Genomic DNA, 21,212 nt, shown 5'->3' with positions numbered 1-21,212 from the left:
GTCGCAGGTGGCAGCGGGTGCGGCAGGTCAGTGCCAGTGGAGCGGGCGCAGCACCCGCAGTCAGAGCCACTTGCCCGTAAGGACGTTCACATGGCCACCACTCCCGACCAGGTCGAGGCCCAGCCGGCCGCGGCGCCGCCGCGCGCCGCCGCCGCTGCCCGCAAGACCCGCCACCGTGGCGAGGGTCAGTGGGGCATGGGTCACCACACCCCGCTGAACGCCAACGAGCAGTTCAAGAAGGACGACGACGGTCTCAACGTGCGGACACGCATTGAGACGATCTACGCGCACCGGGGCTTCGACTCGATCGACCCGACCGACCTGCGCGGCCGGATGCGCTGGTGGGGGCTGTACACCCAGCGCAAGGAGGGCATCGACGGCGGCAAGACCGCGATCCTGGAGCCGCACGAGCTCGACGCCGAGTTCTTCATGCTCCGGGTCCGGATCGACGGCGGCCGGCTGACGGTGGCCCAGCTGCAGGCGATCGCCGAGGTCTCCCAGCGCTTCGCGCGCGGCACGGCGGACCTGACCGACCGCCAGAACATCCAGTTCCACTGGATCCGGATCGAGGACGTGCCGGCGGTCTGGCAGATCCTGGAGGCCGTCGGCCTGTCCACCACCGAGGCCTGCGGCGACACCCCGCGCACCGTCCTCGGCTCGCCGGTGGCCGGCGTCGCCGAGGACGAGATCATCGACGGCACCCCCGCGATCGAGGAGATCCACCGCCGGTACATCGGCGACCCCTCCTTCTCCAACCTGCCGCGCAAGTTCAAGACCGCGGTCTCCGGCTCCCCGCTGCTCGACGTCGCGCACGAGATCAACGACATCGCCTTCGTCGGCGTGGTCCACCCCGAGCACGGCCCGGGCTTCGACCTGTGGGTCGGCGGCGGCCTGTCCACCAACCCCAAGCTCGGTGTCCGGCTGGGCGCCTGGGTGCCGCTGCACGAGGTGGCCGACGTCTGGGCCGGCGTCTGCGGCGTCTTCCGCGACTACGGCTACCGCCGGCTGCGCAACCGCGCCCGGTTGAAGTTCCTGCTGGCCGACTGGGGCGCCGAGAAGTTCCGCCAGGTGCTGCAGGACGAGTACCTGAAGTACCAGCTGATCGACGGTCCGGCCCCGGAGCAGCCGAGCGGCGTCTGGCGCGACCACGTCGGCGTGCACAAGCAGAACGACGGCAACTTCTACGTCGGCTTCGCCCCCCGGGTCGGCCGGGTGGACGGCGCGCTGCTCGGCAAGATCGCCGAGCTGGCCGCCGAGCACGGTTCGGACCGGCTGCGCACCACCGCCGAGCAGAAGATGCTCGTGCTCGACGTGCCCGAGGAGCGGGTCGAGTCGCTGGTGGCCGGCCTGGAGGCGCTCGACCTGCGGGTCAACCCCTCCCCGTTCCGCCGCGGCACCATGGCCTGCACCGGCATCGAGTACTGCAAGCTCGCCATCGTCGAGACCAAGGAGAAGGGCCGCTCGCTGATCGACGAGCTGGAGGCCCGGCTGCCCGAGTTCGACGAGCCGCTGACCATCAACATCAACGGCTGCCCGAACTCCTGCGCCCGCATCCAGGTCGCCGACATCGGCCTCAAGGGCCAGCTGGTGACGGACGAGAACGGCGAGCAGGTCGAGGGCTACCAGGTGCACCTGGGCGGCGCGCTCGGCCTGGAGGCCGGCTTCGGCCGCAAGGTCCGCGGCCTGAAGGTCACCAAGGACGGGCTGGCCGACTACGTCGAGCGCCTGCTCACCCGCTACCAGGCCGAGCGGACCGAGGGCGAGCGTTTCGCCCAGTGGACCGCCCGGGTCGGCGAGGAGCAGCTGTCGTGAGTGAGCGTGCCGCACCGTTCCACTGCCCTTACTGCGGCGACGAGGACCTGCGCCCGTCCGAGCAGGGCGGGCACGGCGCCTGGGAGTGCGCGAGCTGCCGCCGCGCGTTCCAACTGAAGTTCCTCGGCCTGCTGTCACCTTCCAACGGGGGAGCGATAGATGAGCACCGCCACTGACCTGGAGGCGCTGGCCACCGCGGCCGCGCGCGAGCTGGAGGAGGCCCCGGCGCAGGAGATCATGCGCTGGGCGGCCGACACCTTCGGCAGCAAGTTCTGCGTGACCTCCTCGATGGAGGACGCGGTGGTCGCCCACCTGGCGTCCACGGCGCTGCCCGGCGTGGACGTGGTCTTCCTGGACACCGGCTACCACTTCCCGGAGACCATCGGCACCCGGGACGCGGTCGCCGCGACCATGCCGGTCAACGTGATCACCCTGACCCCGCGTCAGTCGGTGGCCGAGCAGGACGCCGAGTACGGCCCGGCCCTGCACGACCGCGACCCCGACCTGTGCTGCTCGCTGCGCAAGGTCGAGCCCCTGCAGCGCGGCCTGATGGCCTACGACGCCTGGGCCACCGGCCTGCGCCGCGACGAGTCGCCGAGCCGGGCCAACACCCCGGTGGTGGCCTGGGACGCCAAGCGCCGCAAGGTGAAGATCGCCCCGATCGCCCGCTGGACCCAGGACGACGTGGACGCCTACGTCCAGGCCAACGGGGTGCTGCTCAACCCGCTGCTCTGGGAGGGCTACACCTCGGTGGGCTGCTCCCCGCTCTCCTGCACCCGCAAGCCGGGCGAGGGCGAGGACGCCCGGGCGGGGCGCTGGGCGGGCTCCGGCAAGACCGAGTGCGGCATTCACCTCTGACGGTTCGTCGACCGTCAGCCGCTTTTCTTTCTCTTACTTAATTTTGGAGTGAAACGTGACCACAGCCGACACCCTGGCCGCCGCGGCGGCGGCCACCGAGGCCGCTCCCCGCGAGCGCGGCGCCACGGTGTGGCTGACCGGCCTGCCCAGCGCCGGCAAGACCACCCTGGCCTTCGCACTCGCCGAGAAGCTGCGCGCCGAGGGCCACAAGGTCGAGGTGCTGGACGGCGACGAGATCCGCGAGTTCCTCTCCAAGGGCCTCGGCTTCACCGAGGAGGACCGGCACACCAACGTGACCCGGATCGGCTTCGTCGCCGAGAAGCTGGCCCGCAACGGCGTCAAGGTGCTGGCCCCGGTGATCGCGCCCTACGCCCGCTCCCGGGCCGCCGTCCGCGCGCGGCACGCCGAGCAGGGCGCCGAGTTCATCGAGGTGCACGTGGCCACTCCCGTCGAGCTCTGCTCGGAGCGCGACGTGAAGGGCCTGTACGCGAAGCAGGCCGCCGGCGAGATCTCCGGGCTCACCGGCGTGGACGACCCCTACGAGGCCCCCGAGTCCCCGGAGCTGCGGCTGCAGACCCAGGGCCGCTCGGTGACCGAGTCCGCCGCCGAACTGCACGCTTTCCTTTCCGAGAGGGGCCTGGCATGACGACCGCGACCGCCAGCGCGATCGAGCGCAGTGACAACCCTTACGCGCTCTCCCACCTGGACGCCCTCGAAGCCGAGGCCGTGCACATCTTCCGCGAGGTGGCGGGCGAGTTCGAGCGGCCGGTGATCCTCTTCTCCGGCGGCAAGGACTCGATCCTGATGCTGCACCTGGCGCTGAAGGCGTTCGCGCCGGCGCCGGTGCCGTTCGCCCTGCTGCACGTGGACACCGGCCACAACTTCCCCGAGGTGCTGGCCTACCGCGACCGGGTGGTGGCCGAGCACGGTCTGCGCCTGCACGTCGCCTCCGTCCAGCAGTTCATCGACGAGGGCCGGCTGCGCGAGCGCCCGGACGGCACCCGCAACCCGTTGCAGACGGTGCCGCTGCTGGACGCCATCGAGTCCAACAAGTTCGACGCGGTCTTCGGCGGCGGCCGCCGGGACGAGGAGAAGGCCCGCGCCAAGGAGCGCGTCTTCTCGCTGCGCGACGAGTTCGGCGCCTGGGACCCGCGCCGCCAGCGCCCCGAGCTGTGGTCGCTGTACAACGGCCGGCACGCCCCGGGCGAGCACGTGCGGGTGTTCCCGATCTCCAACTGGACCGAGCTGGACGTCTGGCAGTACATCGAGCGCGAGCGGATCGCGCTGCCGGAGATCTACTTCGCCCACCAGCGCGAGGTGTTCAAGCGCGACGGCATGTGGCTGACCGCCGGCGAGTGGGGCGGCCCGAAGGAGAGCGAGACCACCGAGCTGCGGCAGGTCCGCTACCGCACGGTCGGCGACATGTCCTGCACCGGCGCCGTCGACTCCGACGCCGCCACCATCGAGCAGGTGATCACCGAGATCGCCGCCAGCCGGCTGACCGAACGCGGGGCCACCCGGGCCGACGACAAGCTGTCCGAGGCCGCCATGGAGGACCGCAAGCGCGAGGGGTACTTCTAAGCATGTCCAGCACCATCGACGAACTGACCGCCACCTCGCTGCTGCGCTTCGCCACCGCCGGGTCGGTGGACGACGGCAAGTCCACCCTGGTCGGCCGCCTGCTGCACGACTCCAAGTCGGTGCTGGCCGACCAGTTGGAGGCCGTCGAGCACGCCTCCCGCCGGCGCGGCCAGGCGGCCCCCGACCTGGCGCTGCTCACCGACGGCCTGCGGGCCGAGCGCGAGCAGGGCATCACCATCGACGTGGCCTACCGCTACTTCGCCACCGCCCGGCGCCGGTTCATCCTGGCCGACACCCCCGGGCACGTGCAGTACACCCGCAACATGGTGACCGGCGCCTCCACCGCCGAGCTGGCCGTGGTGCTGGTGGACGCCCGCAACGGCGTGGTCGAGCAGACCCGCCGCCACGCGGCCGTCGCCGCCCTGCTGCGGGTGCCGCACGTGGTGCTGGCCGTCAACAAGATGGACCTGGTCGACTACGCCGAGCCCGTCTTCGCCGCCATCGCCGCGGAGTTCACCGCCTACGCCGACTCGCTGGGCGTGACCGACGTGGTCGCGGTGCCGATCTCGGCGCTGGCCGGGGACAACGTGGTCGAGCCCTCGGCCAACATGGACTGGTACGGCGGCCCGACCCTGCTGGAGCACCTGGAGACGGTGCCGGTCGGCTCCGACCCGTCCAGCGAGCCGGCCCGCTTCCCGGTGCAGTACGTGATCCGCCCGCAGAGCGCCGAGCACCCCGACTACCGCGGCTACGCCGGGCAGTTGGCCTCCGGCGTGCTGCGCAAGGGCGACACCGTCACGGTGCTGCCCGCCGGGCGCACCACCACGGTCGCCGGGATCGACGTGCTGGGCACCGAGACCGACATCGCCTGGGCCCCCCAGTCGATCACGGTCCGGCTCGCCGAGGACATCGACGTCTCGCGCGGCGACCTGATCGCGGCCGGCCCGGTGCCCGAGCCGGTGAAGGACGTCGAGGCGACGGTCTGCCACCTGCACGAGCGCCCGCTGAAGGCCGGCGACAAGGTGCTGCTCAAGCACACCACCCGCACGGTGCGCGCGCTGGTCAAGGAGATCGGCTACCGGGTCGACATCGACACCCTGCAGCCGTCCCCGGCGGGCGAGTTGAACGTGAACGAGATCGGCCGGGTGGTGCTGCGCACCGCCGAGCCGCTGGCCCTGGACGCGTACGCGGACAACCGGCGCACCGGCTCGTTCCTGCTGATCGATCCGGCCGACGGCGCCACCCTGACCGCCGGCATGGCCGGCGAGGCGTTCGGCGGGGCGCTCGCCGCCCCGGCCGGCGAACCCGAAGAGGAGGACTGGGTCTGATGTCCGGCGAGGCGTTCTCCGGAATGGACAAGGAAGGCGGCCGCATCGGCAGCGGCGTCCGCGGCAGTGGCCAGGGCGGCATCGGCCGATGTGGATCCGGACGGGTCTGACCACCCGTCACCGGGAGCAACAGCCGTCTTCCGCAGTCCAGTCGACGGCACCCGGCGTGCCCTGCACCACTGCTTCCCTTACCGCTCCATCCGAAGGACTCCTCAGATGACTGGCACCCAGATCCATTCCGCCGCCCGCCCGAACGCCGGTCGGGTGAGACGGCCGGCCGTGGCCGCGCTGGCCGGCCTGACCGTGGTCGCCCTGCTCTCCGCCTGCTCCTACGGTTCCAAGGCGCCCAAGGACAGCGCCGCGCCGGCCCCGGCGGCCAGCGGCCGTCCGAAGCTCTCCGCGAGCACCGTGAAGATCGGCTACTTCGCCAACCTGACCCACGGCACCCCGCTGGTCGGCCTCCAGGAGGGGCTGTTCCAGAAGGAGTTGGGCGCCACCCAGGTGAAGACCCAGGTCTTCAACGCCGGCCCCTCGGAGATCGAGGCGCTGAACGCGGGCTCGATCGACATCGGCTGGATCGGCCCCTCCCCGGCGATCAACGGCTACGTCCAGTCGAACAGCTCCAACCTGCGGATCATCGGCGGCTCCGCCTCCGGCGGCGTCGAGCTGGTGGTGAACCCGAACAAGATCAAGACCCTGGACGACCTCAAGGGCAAGAAGATCGCCACCCCGCAGCTGGGCAACACCCAGGACGTGGCGCTGCTCAACTACCTGGCCACCAAGGGCTACAAGGAGGACCCGCAGTCCGGCGCGGGTGACGTCTCGGTGGTGCGCACCGACAACAAGGTCACCCCGGACGCGTACGCCTCCGGCGCGATCGACGGCGCCTGGGTGCCCGAGCCGACCGCCTCCACCCTGGTCGCCAAGGGCGCGAAGGTGCTGCTCGACGAGAAGAGCCTGTGGCCCAACGGGCAGTTCGTGATCACCAACATCATCGTGTCGCAGAAGTTCCTCAAGGAGCACCCCGACGTGGTGGAGGCCGTGCTGCGCGGCTCGGTGAAGACCAACGCCTTCATCAAGGCCAACCCGGCCAAGGCGGAGCAGGACGCCAACGACGCGATCAAGGCGGCGGGCGGCAACTCGCTGCCGGCGAGCATCCTCGACCCGGCCTGGAAGAGCATCGACTTCCTGGACGACCCGCTGGCCTCCACCCTCCAGGCCGAGGCCGACCACGCCGTCACCGCCGGCCTGTTGAAGAAGCCGAACATCTCCGGGATCTACGACCTGACGCTGCTCGACAAGGTGCTCCAGGAGCAGGGTCAGCCCGCCGTGGCCGACGCCGGCCTCGGCACCCACTGAGCCCGGCGCCTCCTCGGATCCCGTTCCAGGTAGCTCCGGCGTCCGTCCTCCGCCCCGGCCCAGTCGATGCCCGTCACCGGGCCGGGGCGGGGGCCGGGCACCGGCCCCCGCAAGCTTCCCCGCACTGCTCGCCACACTCACGCCAGGAGGTGCCGCCCATGGGCACGGCACTCACCACCCCCGACCAGGCCGCCGGCACGACCGGAACGACCACTGCCGTGCGGCTCAGCGGCGTGCACAAGACCTTCGGCCGCCCCGGCAGCGGCACCCACGTGCTGGACGACATCACCCTGGACGTGCCGGCCGGGCAGTTCCTCTGCCTGCTCGGCGCCTCCGGCTGCGGCAAGTCCACCCTGCTCAACCTGGTGGCCGGCCTGGACCAGCCGACCGCCGGCACCATCGAGGTGCCGGCCGGCCGGCCCGCGCTGATGTTCCAGGAGCACGCGCTCTTCCCGTGGCTGACCGCCGGCAAGAACATCGAGCTGGCCCTGCGGCTCAACGGCACCCCGCGCGCCGAGCGCCAGGAGCGGGCCGAGGAGTTGCTGGAGCTGGTCCGGCTCGGCGGCTCCTACCGCAAGCGGGTGCACGAGCTGTCCGGCGGCATGCGCCAGCGGGTCGCGATGGCCCGTGCGCTCGCCCAGGGCAGCAAGGTGCTGCTGATGGACGAGCCGTTCGCCGCGCTGGACGCGATCACCCGCGACCTGCTGCACGAGGAGATCGTCCGGATCTGGCAGGAACGGCAGCTGACCGTGCTGTTCGTCACCCACAACGTGCGCGAGGCGGTCCGCCTCGCGCAGCAGGTGGTGCTGCTCTCCTCCCGCCCGGGCCGGATCGCCCGCCAGTGGCAGATCGACCTGCCGCAGCCCCGCCGCATCGAGTCCGCCTCGGTCGCGGACCTGTCCGTCGAGATCACCGAACACCTGCGTGGGGAGATCCGCCGCCATGGCCAGCACTGAAACCGCCACCACCCCGGTCGAGGAGGCCGCGGACGACCTGCACGGCGTCGAGGCCGGCCTGGACGCGCTGGACGCCGTGCAGGTGCAGCGCACCCCGATCACCCAGGTGCTGCGCGAGAAGGCGCTGCCGCCGCTGCTCGGCGTGCTGCTGGTGCTCGCCGTCTGGCAGATCCTCTACAGCGCGCACGTCACCCCGTCGTACAAACTGCCCAGCCCGCTGGACGTCTGGCACTCGCTGACCGACCTCTGGTACGAGGGCACGCTCTTCTCCATCATCTGGACCAGCGTCTGGCGCGGCATCAGCGGCTTCGTCCTGGCGGTGGTGATCGGCACGCCGATCGGGCTGGTGGTGGCCCGGGTGAAGTTCGTCCGGGCGGCCGTCGGGCCGGTGCTCTCCGGCCTCCAGGCGCTGCCCTCGGTCGCCTGGGTGCCGGCCGCGGTGATCTGGCTCGGCATCAACGACCAGGCGATGTACGCCGTCATCCTGCTCGGCGCGGTGCCCTCGATCGCCAACGGCCTGATCTCCGGCATCGACCAGGTGCCGCCGCTCTTCCTGCGGGCCGGCCGCACCCTGGGCGCCACCGGGCTGAGCGGCGCGCGGCACATCCTGCTGCCGGCCGCGCTGCCCGGCTACCTGGCGGGCCTCAAGCAGGGCTGGGCCTTCTCCTGGCGCTCGCTGATGGCCGCCGAGCTGATCGCCTCCTCCCCCGACCTGGGCATCGGCCTCGGCCGCTACCTGGAGAACCAGCGCGACGCCTCCGACATGTCCGGCGTGCTGCTCGGCATCATCCTGATCCTGGTCGTCGGCGTGGCGATCGACCTGCTGGTCTTCACCCCCATCGAGCGCTACGTGCTGCGCTCGCGCGGCCTGCTCCAGAACACCCGCTGACGCTGCGGACCACCGGCTGAAACGGAGTCACACCATGGCGGCCACCTCCCCCACCCTGCTGCTCATCGCCCACGGCAGCCGCGACCCGCGGCACGCCGCGACGGTGGACGCGCTGGTGCGGGAGGTCCGCGCCCAGCGGCCGGGCCTGCCGGTGGCCACCGCCTACCTGGACCACTGCGCGCCGCGGATCGCCCAGCTGGCCCCGCGGCTCGCCGGGCGGGCGGTCGCCGTGCCGCTGCTGCTCAACCGCGCCTTCCACGCCAAGCACGACATCCCGGCGGCGCTGCGCTCGGCGGGGGCCGGGGCGGGCGCGCTGCCGGTGGCGGACGTGCTCGGGCCCTCGCCGCTGCTGCTGGACGCGCTGGAGCGGCGCCTCGTGGAGGCGGGCGTCGACCTGGCCGACGCTGCGGACACCGGTGTGGTGCTCGCCGCGGCCGGCTCCTCCGACCCGGCCGCCGACGCGGCCACCCGGGCGCTCGCCGCCACCTGGCAGCGCCGCCGGGGCTGGGGCGCGGTCACCGTCGCCTACGCCTCGGCCGGCGGACCCCGGGTGCCCGAGGCCCTGGCCGCCCTTCGCGCGCAGGGCGTCACCCGCACCGCCGTCGCGCCCTACCTGCTCGCGCCGGGCCTGCTGCCGGACCGGATCGCCGAAGCGGCGGTGGAGTCGGCGGCGGACCACCTGGCGCCGGTGCTCGGCGCCGCGCCGGAGCTGGCCCGGCTGCTGCTCGAACGGTACGACGCGGCACGCGTGCCGCTCGCGGTCGCGGCGACCACGGCGGCCACGGCGGCCTGACGCTCCGTCCGCCCGTCACTCCGGGGACTTGCCGCCGGCCCCACGGTCCATCAGGACCGGCATGAAGACCATCGGCAGGCCGAACACCGTGGACATCAGCAGACTGGCCGAGTCCGACCCCGTGCCGCGGTGGTGGTTGTGCGCCCACTGGACGACCGCCATGACGGCCACCGTCCCCACCACCAAGGTCATCAGCAGCATGAACGCGGCCGTCGTCCGTCCGACGTCGCGGGCCAGCAGCAGGAACAGGCCCGCGCCGTAGGCGACGAAGAGCCCGGTCACGCCCAGCCAGTCGGTGCGCGGGTAGACGAACCAGAGGGCCACCAGGAAGAGCGCGTTGCAGAGCACCGAGAGCGCACAGACCGCCGGACCCAGCCGCCTCGGGGGTTCGGGATCCGACACAGGGGCGCGCCCGTCGAACAGCCAGCACGATGCCCACGCCGACCCCGTTTCGCGGACCTCCAGGTACTCGCTCGGCCACTGCGCCTCGGCCGCCCACCGTGCCTGATCGGTCGTCAGCGCGGGGTACTTCACCCGCGGCACGCTCAGGAACCGGCCGCGACTGAGGGGCACGACCACGGCGAGCTCGGCCGTCAGCTCCGCGAGCTGCTGCTCCTGCGGCAACTCGGCGCGCCGGCGCCGGAACGTACTGGCCCTGCTCTTGCGCACCTGGCCCCACAGGCCGCCGAGGACCAGGAAGGCCAGCACCAGGTACACCACGACGACGCCGAACTCCTTCACGGCGCTCCTCCCACCCTCAGCCGAACGCCTGCCGGATCCGGTCCTCGACTCCGGCCGGGAGCTGCGCCACCGGCCGCTCCCGCACCGCCGTGAGCGGGTCGCGGAACGACAGCCCCCGCAACGCGGCGCCCATCACCACCGCCCAGTCCGACCAGTGCTCCAGGTACTCGGTGCTCAGCACCACCCGGACCAGGTGCACCCCGTCCGGGTGCGCGATCGCCGCCTCGATCTGCCGGAACCGGCTCTCGCTCGCCTGCTCCAGGCCGTACAGCTGCCCGGGCACCGTCACGGTCCTGTCCTCGGTGGCGACCACCGCGCGCCCGCAGGGCAGGTCGAGCACGCCGATCTCGGCCGCCGGCCGGGCGGCGGCCCACTGCTCGGCGGTGCGGGCGGCGAAGGTCAGCGGGCCGCCGGTCTCGGCCGGGGCGACGGAGACGGCGAACACCGCGTGCATCACCTCGCCGCCGTCCGTGCGGTAGAAGCAGTTCGCCAGGTGCACCAGGCCCTGCTCCAGCTGGGCCTGGAGCAGGAGTTCGGCGTTGACGGCCGTGCCGAGCCGCTGTTCCGGGGAGACGTCGGCTCCGATGGCGTCGAAGGCCTCCCACAGCCGGTCGAGCCGCTGGTCGGCCGTCCCGTCGAGCGGCACCTCGACGAAGCCGACCGGGCCGGCGAACCAGAGCAGCGGTGCCGTGTCCGTGTGAGTGACCGTCATGGTCGTCGCCGTGGTCGCGGTCGCGGTCGTGGTCGTGGTCGTGGTCGTGGTCGTCATGGTCGTCAACTCCCGTTCAGGGACCAGCCGAAGCCGAACGCTCCGGCGACCAGTCCGAGGGTGCCGAAGACGGTCCCGGCCTTGCCGCTGCCCTCGCCGTGGACGAAGCCGAGGCTGTTCACCGCGTTGCCACCCGCCGTCGTGCCGTTCACCAGGTTGTTGTCGCTGGTGTCGAAGAGCGACGCGGCCGTGGGCTCCGTCAGACCGGCCATCACCGCGCCCTGAACCCCCTTGGCGGAGTTGTCCGCCACCGAGGTGCTGACCGTGACGCCCTTCTTCTCCAGCCAGTCGACCGTCGCCTTCCGCGCCGCGTCGGTCACCGGGTTCAGCGCGTCCGCACCCTTCAGGCCGGCCTGGGTCGTCTCGTACCCCGCCTTGACCGAGGCGCCGAGGCCCTTGGCCGCCCGCGCGGCGGTCACGCCCTCCTTGATCTCGCTCACGCCGGGGATCACGCCCAGCGCGTCGCCGCCGACGGTCAGCCAGTTGCCCATGTTCTTCGAGCTCGGCGGGAAGAACGCCTTCCACCCCTGCTGGCTCGCGTAGGTCGCCACGTGCGCGATCAGGGCGGCCGCGCTGAGCGCGATCGCCAGCAGCGCGACGCCCGGGACGAAGAGCGCGACGATGCCCGCGACGGACGCGGCCACGGTCAGGAAGTCGGCGCCGTGGTCCAGGATCCAGTCCCAGATGCCCGGCTTGTGCGGGGCCTGGTCGTCGGCCGCCTTGCGGATCGCGTCGGCCCGGCCGTTCGCGTAGCCGAGGTAGTCGCTGTAGAGCTGGGAGGCCTGCCCCTGGACCCGCCAGAGGTCCGCCTGGGTGTTGCTCACCTTGGTGGCCGCATCGTCCAGCGCGGACTTCGCCGCGTTGTACTTGTCCTGCGCGGCCTGCTGCTGGGTGGCGTCCGCGAAGGTCTGGCCGAGCAGCTTCAGGTCACCGTTGGCGGCGGCCTCGTCGTGCTCGGTCTTCGCCGTCTTCAGGCTCGCCTGCAAGGTCTCGGCCTGCTGCTCGAAGGCCGTGGCCTTCGGCTGGTTGGTGGTGATCTCCTGCCACCACTTGTCCAGCTCCTGGCGCGCCGTGTCGACGGAGTCGGCGGCGTGCTTGAGCGCGTCCGGCAGCTTCGTCAGCTGGTCGGAGAACGCCTTCTGCGCGTCCCCGGTCCAAGTGCCGCCGGGCTGGCCGAGCTTGGTGATGGTGTCGTGGACGCCCTGGAGGTGCTGGGCGGCCAGGGCCAGGGTCTTCGACAGCGTCTCGACGGCGGTCGGGTCGCCGGGCACGGGGTCGAAGCCCAGCCCGGACCACGCGTCCGCAGCAGGCGCCGCCCCGGTCGAGGCGCTCACTGTCCCGCGCCCGGGGCCGGACTGCCCTGGAGGCCGGCGGCGAGGTCGGCCTCGGTCTTGCCGTAGTTCTTCAGCACGTTCTGCAGGCCTTCGTGCAGGGCCTGCGCGTCCTTGCCGAGTTGGCCCAGGCCGTAGCTCCACCGGCTCTGGAAGTGCTGGCACGCATCGGTCAACGCCTGGATCCCGAGGCCACCGAGGTTGGCCGAGCCCATCGCCTTGAGCGCGGTGTCGAGCTCGCTCTTCGCGTCGTCCAGGCCCTTGGCCAGCCGCTCCAGATCCGGCAGATCGACGACGAACCGGTCGTCCCCCACGCCCCCGCACCTCCTGCTTTGTCTACTGACTACCAGTCAGGTTCCGACCCTAGGGCAGTGGTCGGCGCCGCCACGCCGCCCGGACATCAAGGCTTCGTCAATCCTGGATTCGGCGGCCGTTCAGTGACACGCCAACCAACGCGGGCGCCGGCGGCCGCCACGCCGCCAGCGCCGGTCAGTCCTGACGCACCTTCACTTGCGCTTCCGCGCCAGCCCGTCCCGCCGCTGCCGGGAGCGCAGCATCGGCAGGCAGCGCGGACAGCTGCACGGCGGCCACTCGCCGCCGATCGGGCCGCGCCAGTAGGACTCGCCGCGCCAGACGGCCCGCTTCGCGAGCTCGACCACCGCGCCGTCGGCGGCGATCCGGTAGATCCGCAGCGTCATGGTGCTGCCCTCGTCCTCGTCCTCGCCGCCGTCCTCGAAGTGCGGGACGGGGGCGTACGTGGGGTCGTGCATGGGTCGCTCATTTCCTCGCGCACACCGGACAGTTCGGCCACCCCAACGGGCACGGCCGGGGCCCGGCAGGCGCGCTCAGTGCCTTCGCCAGTACCGACAAGAGCGGCCGCCACCACAGCGGCCGCCCACCCTCAACCCCCCAGCGCCGCACGAGCCGCCAACGCCTCGCGCAGCAACTCCGCGATCCCCCGCACCACATCCGGCCGCGCCCGCCCGAGCTCCACCAGCACCGTCCCGCTGAACGACCCCTCCCAGTCCTCCCCGAGGGAGGGCAATTGCAGCCCCGCGAGAGCGAGCACGGCGCGCAACTCGGCAATCGCCTCCCGCGCCTCCTTCCGCGCCTCCACCGTGAACTGCCGGATGCGAGCGGAACCCTGTTGGTTCGTCATCGGTCGACTTCCTTTCGTCGCTTTCCGCTAACAAGCATCGGCGCTCCGTAGTACCTTGGCGAGTCCAAAGGACTGACATTCATTTCTCGGCACGGGAGCAGGTGGGAACCGTGGTGGTTCGGGATTCCTCGGGGGAGATCGTCCGCAAGTTGACGCCGCAGGCGTTCGGCTGGCTGATGCGTGATCTTCGCGTAGCAGCTGGTATGAAAATCGCGCAACTCGCGCGCCAAGTTCCCTGTGACAGTTCTCTGTTGTCACGGTTCGAGTCGGCGGAGCGTCAACCGAAACTGACGATGGCTCAGCGCATCGACTTCCTGCTCGGGACGGACGGGCGACTGGAACGGGCGTGGCACAGTACGGATTGGCACCAGGAAGTCGAGCATCCGGATTGGTTCCGGGAGTTCGTCAGGATCGAGGCCCTGGCCACATGTCTCAGCGAATACACTGTCTCGCGCTTCCCTGGTCTGCTTCAGACTCCCGATTACGCCCGAGCGGCGCTCAAAAGGGCCTTCCAGCAACAGGATGGTCCGTCCCTGGATCAGCGAGTCGCTGCCCGAATGAGTCGCCGGGTAAGGTTTCTGACAGAGGATGGACCTCAGCTATTCTTCATCCTGGACGAGGGCGTCCTCCGCCGCATGGTGGGAGGCCACTTGGTGATGTGCGGCCAACTTGCCCACACGCTCTCGGTGATCGAGCGCTATCCGCAGATCGTGGTGCAGATCGCTCCGGAGGAGCTGGGCGAGCGCGTGGCCGCAGCCACCGGGTTCACGCTGGTCAAGGTTCCGAACGGCAAGGACCTGATCTACTCGGAGAGCGTGAACCGTGGCCACTTCTCGCGCGATCCAGAGGCAGTCCGGCGGCTCTCGCGGGCCTATGATCGGCTTCGAGCGGACGCCCTCTCGGCGTCCGAGTCAGCCGACGTGATCCGCCGCCGCTTGGAAGGACTGCTGAACGTGTCCATTGAACTCCCGCTCAATCTCTCCTGGTTCAAGTCCAGCTACAGCGGTGACAATGGCGGCCAGTGCATCGAGACCTCGCACGACCTGCGCCCCGCCGGCCTCATGCCGATCCGTGACTCCAAGGACCCTGACGGCCCGGCCCTCGTCTTCCCGTCCACTTCCTTCACCGCCTTCGTCAACGGCGCCAAGGACGACGGTTTCGGCAGGGCCTGACTCTGGAAGGTTCCGGGACATGAAGCAGCTCACCTGGTTCAAGTCCACCCACAGCGGCGAGAACGGCGGTCAGTGCGTCGAGGCCTCACGAGACCTCCTGCCCGCCGGCCTCGTCCCGCTGCGCGACTCCAAGAACCCCGACGGCCCCGCCCTCACCTTCCCGAGCACCTCCTTCACCGCCTTCCTCACCGCCGTCAAGGCGGATGCCCTGCACCGCACCTGACGTCACCCCAGTGCCGCAGCGGGCCGCCATGCCAGCGCAGCCCCTCCGGACACGGCTACCTCAGTCGAATGGTGGCGCCCGCGACGACGGCGACGGTCGCTGTCAGCAGACCAGTCATGACGGCGAGGCCGATCGCCACACCATTCCAGACTGACGGCACATCGAAGCTCCGGTGGTACGCGGCGACTTGGGAAGGTCACCGCGTTCAACCGGAGCTTCGATGCGTTCGTGGGGGGCCTGGTCCGCGCGCACCCCCGCGACCTACGGACTCACCTGATCACTACGACCTTGAAGCGCCCCTGCCGCCCGCCCACGAAGCCGGCTTCATGGCAGCCGAAGGTGCGCGGCCCCAGGCCGTCGTCTCCGCGTTTCGCGCTGGACGCTGGTCGACGGCGTGGGACGACGGCCCAGACCGGGTCAGGCGACGAAAGTGACGCCGGTCAGCACGCTGTTGAAGGTGGGCTGATCGCTCTCCTGGCCGGGATCGATCAAGTACGGGCCGAACTGCTCGCCGGTCTTGACGTCGTGCCACGTCACCTCGACGTAGTAGGAGCCGGCGTAGACGGCGTCGTACCAGTCGTTGACGTTGAGGTAGTTCCCGGACTCGCCGTCCCAGTTGAAGCACTGCCACGACGCGCCGATCCTGATCTTCAGGCTGTAATCGGTGGGGGAGCAGACCGAGTTCTTGGTGACGGTGGCAGACGCGGACGACGCGGCGGTGACGGTCATACCGCCGGCGAGGGCGAGGGTTGCCGCCGCCATCGCGATGGTGCGGCGGGTGTTCCCGAGCTTGAGCATGCTGATCTCCTTCAGGTTGTGGTGCCGCTCGGCCCAGCTCTCTTGGTCGAAGCGGCCTGACCAGACTGCGTGGGGCGGCCGGTGCGGCCCGTAGCTTCGGGCCGCGAGGTTCCTGTGTTCTCAGTTCGGGTCATCAACACGGTGCTGCGATCCGGGCACCACGATTTCCCCGCAGGCCTCCGGCACACCTCCGACGAGCCGTTCAGCTGCGCGCTCAACCCCCCTGGGCATCGCTTGACCAGCGCACTCCCAAGATCACGGGACGTTGCAACGGCCATGGTGCACTGCGCAGACTTCGCGGCTCGGACACAACTATCGTGGCGCTCCGTGCGCGTGTCATTGACATGGAGTGCAATGCTCTTTGCATCATGTGCACAACAGACCGGGGGGCGCGGTGGGCTGGGCTGAGTTACAGACGACGGACGTGCCGAAGGCGGAGAGGTTCGACCGGTGGCTCGACCTGCTGTCGCAGGATCTCGCGCCCACACACATCGCCAGTGAGCACCGCGGTGACTTCCGGGCATCGACCGCTGCGTTGGAACTCGGGCCCGTCAACGTGTCGGTCCTGTCCTTCCCGACGCTGACTTCGGTTCGCACCCCGCAGTTGATCCGGCGGTCGGATCCCGAGTTGTGGGAGCTGGGCTACATGGCCCGCGGGACCGTGGTGGTGGAACAGGCGCGTAACCAGGCTCAGATCAGACCGGGCGACTTTCTGCTTTACGACACGTCGCAGCCGACACAGATGTGGGTGACCGAGGGCGGCCGGATCATCATATCCTCGGTTGCGTCCAGGGAAGTGGTGTACGGGTTCCACCCGTTCCGGGGGTTTCGTCCCGGTAGTGGGTGTCGCCTGAGAACGTGAAACGGCCACCGGCTGATCCTTCGAGAACGACCAAGCTCTTGAAGGAGATCTGCACGATGACCGCACCTGACAGTGTGCCCTTTGCTGCCCTGCTGGAGGAGAACCTGGCCTCGGCGAGTCCGGACTTGTTGCGGGCGATGGTGAAGACCTTCGCGGAGGCGATGATGTCCGCGGACGTGGACCGGGCCTGCGGCGGCGAATACGGCCGCCCGAGCGAGGAGCGTGTCAACTCCCGCAACGGGTACCGCAACCGGGACTGGGACACCCGTGTCGGGACCGTCGACCTGGCGATCCCGCGGGTGCGGTCGGGCTCGTACTTCCCGAGCTGGCTGCTGGAGCGTCGGCGCCGGGCCGAGCAGGCCCTGATCTCCGTGGTCGCCACGTGCTACCTGCTCGGCGTGAGCACTCGCCGGGTTGAGAAGCTCGCCGAGTCCATGGGCGTCACCCAGCTGTCGAAGTCACAAGTGTCCGAGATGGCGAAGCACTTGGACGAGCGGGTCGCCGAGTTCCGCAACCGACCCCTCGACCAGGGGCCCTACACGTTCGTGTGGGTCGACGCGCTCACCCAGAAGGTTCGCGAGGGCGGCCGCGTGGTCAACGTCCACTGCCTGGTCGCGGTCGGTGTCAACAACGAGGGCCAGCGCGAGGTGCTGGGCCTGGACGTGGCCACGAGCGAGGACGGCGCCGGCTGGCTGGCCTTCCTGAGGTCGTTGGTCGCCCGCGGCCTGGGCGGGGTCCAGCTCGTCGTGAGCGACGCGCATGCAGGGCTGGTGGACGCGATCGGCGCGACCCTGCCCGGGGCGGCGTGGCAGAGATGCCGCACGCACTACGCGCGAAACCTGCTCTCGCAGGTCCCGAAGTCCGCCCAGCCGTGGGTGGCGACCCTGCTGCGGACTGTCTTCGAACAGCCCGACGCGAAGGCCGTGCGCCAGCAGATGGCCACCGTGATCGCGGCCTTGGACGAGCGATTCCCCAAGGCCGCAGAGCACTTGGAGCATGCTCGCGAGGACCTGCTGGCCTTCGCCGCGTTCCCGCGAACGGTCTGGAAGTCGATCTGGTCGAACAATCCGCAGGAGCGGCTGAACAAGGAAATCCGGCGCCGCACCGACGTCGTCGGGATCTTCCCCGACCGCGGCTCGATCGTCCGCCTGATCGGCGCGGTCCTGGCCGAGCAGAGCGACGAATGGGCCGAACAGCGACGCTACATCGGCTCCGAAATCCTCGGCCGCTGCCACCTCCACCCGATCGAGGGAGAAAGCACCGAAGAAGCCAGCACGACCGCACTCACCGCATAGCCTGAAACTGGATCACCGAGTGGCCAGCGTTACACCACTCCAGCGGACGTGACCTCATCCTCCGCCTGCCCAAGCCCGCGGTGCCGCTTCCGGACCGGTCAGTGCAGGATCTTCTGTCGCGCCGGCTTCCCGCACACGGCAGCGGTGCCCTGCTCGCGGGGTTCCTCCAAGGACTGGCAGGCGACCAGTGGAACGGGCTGGAGGCTGAGCGACTCGGAGCGGCCGCGGTCCAGCTCGCCTCCGCGTTCCTCGGGGGCCTGGCGGACCAGTGCGGTTCATTGCCGCCGGAGACCCGGCAGGCGGCGCTCCTGCGCGCTGCCAAGGCTTTCATCGAGGCACACCTCATGGACCATCACTTGTCGCCGCAGACAGTCGCGGACGCCCATGGCATCTCGGTGCGCTACCTGCACCACCTGTTCCGCGGGGAGAAACAGACGGTGAGCACCTTCATCCGGGAACTGCGGCTCGGCCGGTGCCGGACCGACCTGGGTCAGCCGGGCCTCGCGAAGCACCCTGTCGGGGCGATAGGAGCGCGGTGGGGGTTCGCGGACGCCGCAGTGTTCAGCCGGGCGTTCAAAGCGGCCTTCGGGACGCCCCCTGGGGAGTACCGCAATCAGTTGGGAGCGCGCAGAGCGGGCAGCGACTCCTGACCCTCGCCGGAGGCCTGACGCACCCCTCGAAGGAAGCAGCGCGGCCCCGTCGTCCCACCCCGCCGCTCCCCCTCCTACGCGAACGGCTGCTGGTCCGGCGCGCACACCGTCCCCCTCGCGGGGAGCCGGCCGTCCACCAGGTACCGCGCCTCGTCCTCGGCGGCGCAACTGCTCGGGTTGCCGAGGACGGTGTGGCCGTAGCCGTCGACGGTGAGCAGGCGGCCCCGCGCGAGGGTGTCGGCCATGGCCCGCGAGCCCTCGTAGGGCCATGCGGGGTCACCGGTGTTGGCCACCACCAGGATCGGCGCGGAGGTCGGGCGGTTCCACGGGCCGGTGTAGCGGTCCCGGCCCGCGTCGGCGGGCCAGCCGGCGCAGCGCTGCGTCTGCCAGACCCAGAACGGGCCGACGGCGCCGGACCTGGCCTCGGCCTGGTCGGCCAGCGCTGAATAGTCAGCCCCCGCAGACGGGTTGGCGGTGTCGGCGCACACCACGCCGAGCACCTGCTCCTGCTTCGGCGCGCCGCCGGTCGGCGACGGGCCCGACGGTGCGTCAGGCGCCGTCCACAGCACCTGCAACAGCTGCCCCAGCGCCGGCCACCCGGTGCCCGGCACACCCGGCACCGGCGCCACCGCGTAGAGCAGGGACGCGGCGGCGGACACCGTCGCCGCGTAGCCGATCGGCGCGGCGCCCAACTCGACCGGCCCGCTGCGCAACCGATTGAGCAACCCGTCGAACTTGGCGCGGGTCGCCTCCGCACTGCCCGCCGAGAAGGCGCACCGATCGGTGGTCACGGCACCGCACCGGTCGAGGAAGGCGTCGAGCGTGCGGGCCGAGGCGAGGTCGCTGCCGGTGCGCAGGAACGGCGGCAGCGCGGCGTCCTGCGGGTCCCGGCCGGTGGACCAGGCGACCGGGTCGATGGCGCTGTCCAGCACCATCGCGCGGATCCGCCCGGGGAACAGGTTGGCGTAGGTGGCGCCCAGGTACGAGCCGTACGAGGTCCCCAGGTACGTGAGCCGCCGCTCGCCGAGCGCCTGCCGCAGCACGTCCATGTCCCGGGCCACGTCGGCCGTGGACAGGTGCGCCGCCAACCCGGCCGGCGAACCGTCGGCGCACTGGCGGCCGAACTGCTCGTAGGCATCCGCCCACGCCGACTGCTGAGCCGCGCCCACCGGGAACCCCGCCGGGATGCGGGCCAACAGGCTCTGCTCGGCGGCGGCGTCGGGGAAGCACTGGAGCGTGGTGGACTCCCCCACCCCGCGCGGATCGAAGCTGACGATGTCGAACCGCTCCCGCACCTCCTCGGGAAACATGCCGTACACCGTGGGCAGCGCCTCGGTCCCGGCAGCGGCCGGACCCCCCGGATTGAACACCAACGACCCGATCCGGTGCGCCTGGTCGGTGGCGGGATGACGGATCAGCGCCAACTGGATCGACCGGCCTCGCGGGTCGCGGTAGTCCAACGGCACGGCGGCCGTCGCACATTCGAACCCGGCTGCGCACCCCTTCGTCCCCCACCCGAGCTCGGGCACGGGCACAGTCACTGCGGCTGCGGCCACCGGTGCGAGGCCGACCAGCAACAAGGACGCGGTCACGGCGGCACCGAGACGGACGGCAGCGGTGAGGCGTGGACGGGTCATGGGCGGCTCCCTCGGCTCTGATTCATGATCGTTCGTCACCGAGTCTTCTGCGCCCCGCCGTCATCCCACTGCCGGACCACTGTCATCCCACTGACGGCTGGAAATGAGACACCGTCAGCCCTCCCCCGCCCAGTCGCGCGCTCGCGGCGGGGCTCGGCTGTCGGACCGGTAGGGAAGACTGGGGTTCGTGTGGCCCACGGTGTGCGCGGGTCCACCGCAATCACCACCAACTGCAAGGGGGCGGGCATGAGGCCGGGGGCGATCCAGGGAGCCGTCGAGGACTTCTGGTTCAAGCGGAACGACCAGCGGGAGAAGCTGGACGACAAGGGCAAGTCCGGGGGCACGGCGCGGGCCAACAAGCACATGGGCGGGTTCGAGGGCCTGGTCAAGCAGGTGTTCGTCGACTGCGGCCTCGACGAGAGCTGCGTGCTGACCGGCAAGCCCTACCTCCCCGGTTTCTACCGCGTGCGCAAGCAGTGGGACCTGGTCGTGCTGTACGACGGGATCCTGGTGGCGGCGCTGGAGTTCAAGTCGCAGGTCGGCAGCGTCTCCAGGAACATCAACAACCGCTTCGAGGAGGCCCTCGGCACCGCGACCGACACGGCGGCCGCGCAGAACCGGAACGGCGCCTTCGGCGACGTCCCGCCCTGGCTCGGCTACGTCCTGGTCCTTCGGGAGGACGAGGAGACGGAGCAGCCGGACCGCGACGTCAGCGCGCTGTTCGAGACCGACCCGGTGTTCAAGGGCCACTCCTACAACCAGCGCTACCAGGAGATGATCAGGCGCCTCATCGGGGAGAAGGTCTACGACGCCGGCTGGTTCCTCACGACCACCTCCACGGCCGACGGAGTCGCGTACAAGGAGCCGCTCGACACGGCGACGGGCGCAACGCTCCGGGTCGCCATCGAGGGGCGGGTCAACTTCGTCAAGGCGGTCGTCGAGGCCCGCAGGTCGAAGTAGGGCGCACGGGCGGGGCACGGGGCTGGCCACCCGCCCCGG

The 21,212-nt window shown here is 70.9% G+C and carries 24 protein-coding genes; 16 read left to right on the top strand and 8 right to left on the bottom strand.

Going from position 1 to position 21,212, the window contains the following annotated elements; genetic code table 11:
- Nucleotides 1-90: 90 nt before the first annotated feature.
- The 10 genes from FHX73_RS22295 (at nt 91) to FHX73_RS22250 (ending at nt 9,576) form a co-directional block, all read left to right on the top strand.
- The gene (locus FHX73_RS22295; protein WP_145906692.1) at nt 91-1,812 is read left to right on the top strand and encodes a nitrite/sulfite reductase; all 1,722 of its coding nucleotides are present in this window, start codon (nt 91-93) and stop codon (nt 1,810-1,812) included.
- Nucleotides 1,809-1,988 (top strand): hypothetical protein, encoded by a 180-nt coding sequence (locus FHX73_RS22290; protein ID WP_145906691.1) that lies wholly within the window; start codon nt 1,809-1,811, stop codon nt 1,986-1,988. Before FHX73_RS22295 ends, FHX73_RS22290 begins: the two co-directional genes overlap by 4 nt.
- Nucleotides 1,972-2,670 carry a phosphoadenylyl-sulfate reductase gene (locus FHX73_RS22285; protein WP_145906690.1) on the top strand — a complete coding sequence of 233 codons (699 nt, stop codon included), beginning with the start codon at nt 1,972-1,974 and terminating at the stop codon, nt 2,668-2,670. The genes FHX73_RS22290 and FHX73_RS22285 overlap by 17 nt, the downstream gene beginning before the upstream one ends.
- A 55-nt stretch (nt 2,671-2,725) precedes the next feature.
- On the top strand, nt 2,726-3,316 hold the full coding sequence (gene cysC / locus FHX73_RS22280; RefSeq protein WP_425461411.1) for an adenylyl-sulfate kinase: 591 nt from the start codon (nt 2,726-2,728) through the stop codon (nt 3,314-3,316).
- Complete coding sequence (cysD, locus tag FHX73_RS22275; RefSeq protein WP_145906689.1) at nt 3,313-4,251, top strand: sulfate adenylyltransferase subunit CysD; 939 nt, start codon at nt 3,313-3,315, stop codon at nt 4,249-4,251. The genes cysC and cysD overlap by 4 nt, the downstream gene beginning before the upstream one ends.
- 2 nt (nt 4,252-4,253) lie before the next feature.
- A complete protein-coding gene (locus FHX73_RS22270) occupies nt 4,254-5,579 on the top strand; it encodes a sulfate adenylyltransferase subunit 1 (protein ID WP_145906688.1) in 1,326 nt (441 codons plus the stop codon).
- A gap of 216 nt (nt 5,580-5,795) precedes the next feature.
- Entirely contained in the window at nt 5,796-6,938 is a 1,143-nt protein-coding gene (locus FHX73_RS22265; RefSeq protein WP_145906687.1) for an aliphatic sulfonate ABC transporter substrate-binding protein, read from the top strand.
- 158 nt (nt 6,939-7,096) lie between these two features.
- A complete protein-coding gene (locus FHX73_RS22260; protein ID WP_145906686.1) occupies nt 7,097-7,894 on the top strand; it encodes an ABC transporter ATP-binding protein in 798 nt (265 codons plus the stop codon).
- The gene (locus FHX73_RS22255; protein WP_145906685.1) at nt 7,881-8,783 is read left to right on the top strand and encodes an ABC transporter permease; all 903 of its coding nucleotides are present in this window, start codon (nt 7,881-7,883) and stop codon (nt 8,781-8,783) included. The genes FHX73_RS22260 and FHX73_RS22255 overlap by 14 nt, the downstream gene beginning before the upstream one ends.
- 34 nt (nt 8,784-8,817) lie before the next feature.
- The gene (locus FHX73_RS22250; protein WP_145906684.1) at nt 8,818-9,576 is read left to right on the top strand and encodes a sirohydrochlorin chelatase; all 759 of its coding nucleotides are present in this window, start codon (nt 8,818-8,820) and stop codon (nt 9,574-9,576) included.
- 15 nt (nt 9,577-9,591) lie between these two features.
- Here FHX73_RS22250 and FHX73_RS22245 read toward each other — a convergent pair whose 3' ends face one another.
- The 6 genes from FHX73_RS22245 to FHX73_RS22220 form a co-directional block, all read right to left on the bottom strand.
- Nucleotides 9,592-10,317, bottom strand: a complete 726-nt coding sequence (locus tag FHX73_RS22245) for a hypothetical protein (protein WP_145906683.1) — start codon at nt 10,315-10,317, stop codon at nt 9,592-9,594.
- Nucleotides 10,318-10,333: 16 nt separating this feature from the next.
- The gene (locus FHX73_RS22240; protein ID WP_145906682.1) at nt 10,334-11,086 is read right to left on the bottom strand and encodes a hypothetical protein; all 753 of its coding nucleotides are present in this window, start codon (nt 11,084-11,086) and stop codon (nt 10,334-10,336) included.
- 5 nt (nt 11,087-11,091) lie between these two features.
- Complete coding sequence (locus FHX73_RS44850) at nt 11,092-12,420, bottom strand: WXG100 family type VII secretion target (RefSeq protein WP_170304998.1); 1,329 nt, start codon at nt 12,418-12,420, stop codon at nt 11,092-11,094.
- Complete coding sequence (locus FHX73_RS22230) at nt 12,417-12,731, bottom strand: hypothetical protein (protein ID WP_145906681.1); 315 nt, start codon at nt 12,729-12,731, stop codon at nt 12,417-12,419. The genes FHX73_RS44850 and FHX73_RS22230 overlap by 4 nt, the downstream gene beginning before the upstream one ends.
- 192 nt (nt 12,732-12,923) lie before the next feature.
- Nucleotides 12,924-13,187, bottom strand: a complete 264-nt coding sequence (locus tag FHX73_RS22225; RefSeq protein WP_145906680.1) for a hypothetical protein — start codon at nt 13,185-13,187, stop codon at nt 12,924-12,926.
- Between the two features lie 131 nt (nt 13,188-13,318).
- Nucleotides 13,319-13,576 (bottom strand): hypothetical protein, encoded by a 258-nt coding sequence (locus FHX73_RS22220; RefSeq protein ID WP_246213904.1) that lies wholly within the window; start codon nt 13,574-13,576, stop codon nt 13,319-13,321.
- A 101-nt stretch (nt 13,577-13,677) separates the two neighbouring features.
- Here FHX73_RS22220 and FHX73_RS22215 point away from each other — a divergent pair, with 101 nt between their 5' ends.
- Nucleotides 13,678-14,748, top strand: coding sequence for a Scr1 family TA system antitoxin-like transcriptional regulator (locus tag FHX73_RS22215; RefSeq protein WP_145906679.1), 1,071 nt, complete (start codon nt 13,678-13,680; stop codon nt 14,746-14,748).
- 19 nt (nt 14,749-14,767) lie between these two features.
- Nucleotides 14,768-14,971, top strand: coding sequence for a DUF397 domain-containing protein (locus FHX73_RS22210; RefSeq protein ID WP_145906678.1), 204 nt, complete (start codon nt 14,768-14,770; stop codon nt 14,969-14,971).
- 417 nt (nt 14,972-15,388) lie between these two features.
- On the opposite strand, the gene FHX73_RS22205 is transcribed toward FHX73_RS22210, so the two are convergent.
- Nucleotides 15,389-15,769 (bottom strand): hypothetical protein, encoded by a 381-nt coding sequence (locus FHX73_RS22205; RefSeq protein WP_145906677.1) that lies wholly within the window; start codon nt 15,767-15,769, stop codon nt 15,389-15,391.
- 424 nt (nt 15,770-16,193) lie between these two features.
- Between FHX73_RS22205 and FHX73_RS22200 the strand changes: the two genes are divergently transcribed.
- The 3 genes from FHX73_RS22200 (at nt 16,194) to FHX73_RS22190 (ending at nt 18,576) form a co-directional block, all read left to right on the top strand.
- The gene (locus FHX73_RS22200) at nt 16,194-16,631 is read left to right on the top strand and encodes an AraC-like ligand-binding domain-containing protein (protein WP_246213652.1); all 438 of its coding nucleotides are present in this window, start codon (nt 16,194-16,196) and stop codon (nt 16,629-16,631) included.
- 56 nt (nt 16,632-16,687) lie between these two features.
- A complete protein-coding gene (locus FHX73_RS22195) occupies nt 16,688-17,926 on the top strand; it encodes an IS256 family transposase (RefSeq protein WP_145905480.1) in 1,239 nt (412 codons plus the stop codon).
- A gap of 101 nt (nt 17,927-18,027) precedes the next feature.
- Complete coding sequence (locus FHX73_RS22190; protein ID WP_246213651.1) at nt 18,028-18,576, top strand: helix-turn-helix domain-containing protein; 549 nt, start codon at nt 18,028-18,030, stop codon at nt 18,574-18,576.
- A gap of 74 nt (nt 18,577-18,650) precedes the next feature.
- On the opposite strand, the gene FHX73_RS22185 is transcribed toward FHX73_RS22190, so the two are convergent.
- Nucleotides 18,651-20,042, bottom strand: coding sequence for an alpha/beta hydrolase (locus tag FHX73_RS22185; RefSeq protein ID WP_170304997.1), 1,392 nt, complete (start codon nt 20,040-20,042; stop codon nt 18,651-18,653).
- 417 nt (nt 20,043-20,459) lie between these two features.
- Between FHX73_RS22185 and FHX73_RS22180 the strand changes: the two genes are divergently transcribed.
- Nucleotides 20,460-21,173: a PaeR7I family type II restriction endonuclease gene (locus FHX73_RS22180; protein WP_170304996.1), complete on the top strand. Its 714-nt coding sequence runs from the start codon at nt 20,460-20,462 to the stop codon at nt 21,171-21,173.
- Nucleotides 21,174-21,212 lie beyond the last annotated feature (39 nt).

The organism is Kitasatospora viridis (assembly GCF_007829815.1).
Classification (GTDB): domain Bacteria; phylum Actinomycetota; class Actinomycetes; order Streptomycetales; family Streptomycetaceae; genus Kitasatospora; species Kitasatospora viridis.
Note: the sequence above shows the minus strand (reverse complement) of the source record. Positions and strands in the feature narration are given on the sequence as shown.

What these genes read in the sequence shown, in the direction of transcription:
- FHX73_RS22270 (WP_145906688.1), top strand. Translation starts at nt 4,254, where the DNA reads ATGTCCAGCACCATCGACGAACTGACCGCCACCTCGCTGCTGCGCTTC.
- FHX73_RS22285 (WP_145906690.1), top strand. Translation starts at nt 1,972, where the DNA reads ATGAGCACCGCCACTGACCTGGAGGCGCTGGCCACCGCGGCCGCGCGC.
- FHX73_RS22255 (WP_145906685.1), top strand. Translation starts at nt 7,881, where the DNA reads ATGGCCAGCACTGAAACCGCCACCACCCCGGTCGAGGAGGCCGCGGAC.
- FHX73_RS22220 (WP_246213904.1), bottom strand. Translation starts at nt 13,576, where the DNA reads ATGACGAACCAACAGGGTTCCGCTCGCATCCGGCAGTTCACGGTGGAG.
- FHX73_RS22225 (WP_145906680.1), bottom strand. Translation starts at nt 13,187, where the DNA reads ATGCACGACCCCACGTACGCCCCCGTCCCGCACTTCGAGGACGGCGGC.
- FHX73_RS22265 (WP_145906687.1), top strand. Translation starts at nt 5,796, where the DNA reads ATGACTGGCACCCAGATCCATTCCGCCGCCCGCCCGAACGCCGGTCGG.
- FHX73_RS22210 (WP_145906678.1), top strand. Translation starts at nt 14,768, where the DNA reads ATGAAGCAGCTCACCTGGTTCAAGTCCACCCACAGCGGCGAGAACGGC.
- FHX73_RS22195 (WP_145905480.1), top strand. Translation starts at nt 16,688, where the DNA reads ATGACCGCACCTGACAGTGTGCCCTTTGCTGCCCTGCTGGAGGAGAAC.
- FHX73_RS22205 (WP_145906677.1), bottom strand. Translation starts at nt 15,769, where the DNA reads ATGCTCAAGCTCGGGAACACCCGCCGCACCATCGCGATGGCGGCGGCA.
- FHX73_RS22250 (WP_145906684.1), top strand. Translation starts at nt 8,818, where the DNA reads ATGGCGGCCACCTCCCCCACCCTGCTGCTCATCGCCCACGGCAGCCGC.
- cysD (WP_145906689.1), top strand. Translation starts at nt 3,313, where the DNA reads ATGACGACCGCGACCGCCAGCGCGATCGAGCGCAGTGACAACCCTTAC.
- FHX73_RS22180 (WP_170304996.1), top strand. Translation starts at nt 20,460, where the DNA reads ATGAGGCCGGGGGCGATCCAGGGAGCCGTCGAGGACTTCTGGTTCAAG.
- FHX73_RS22260 (WP_145906686.1), top strand. Translation starts at nt 7,097, where the DNA reads ATGGGCACGGCACTCACCACCCCCGACCAGGCCGCCGGCACGACCGGA.
- FHX73_RS22240 (WP_145906682.1), bottom strand. Translation starts at nt 11,086, where the DNA reads ATGACGACCACGACCACGACCACGACCACGACCGCGACCGCGACCACG.
- FHX73_RS22295 (WP_145906692.1), top strand. Translation starts at nt 91, where the DNA reads ATGGCCACCACTCCCGACCAGGTCGAGGCCCAGCCGGCCGCGGCGCCG.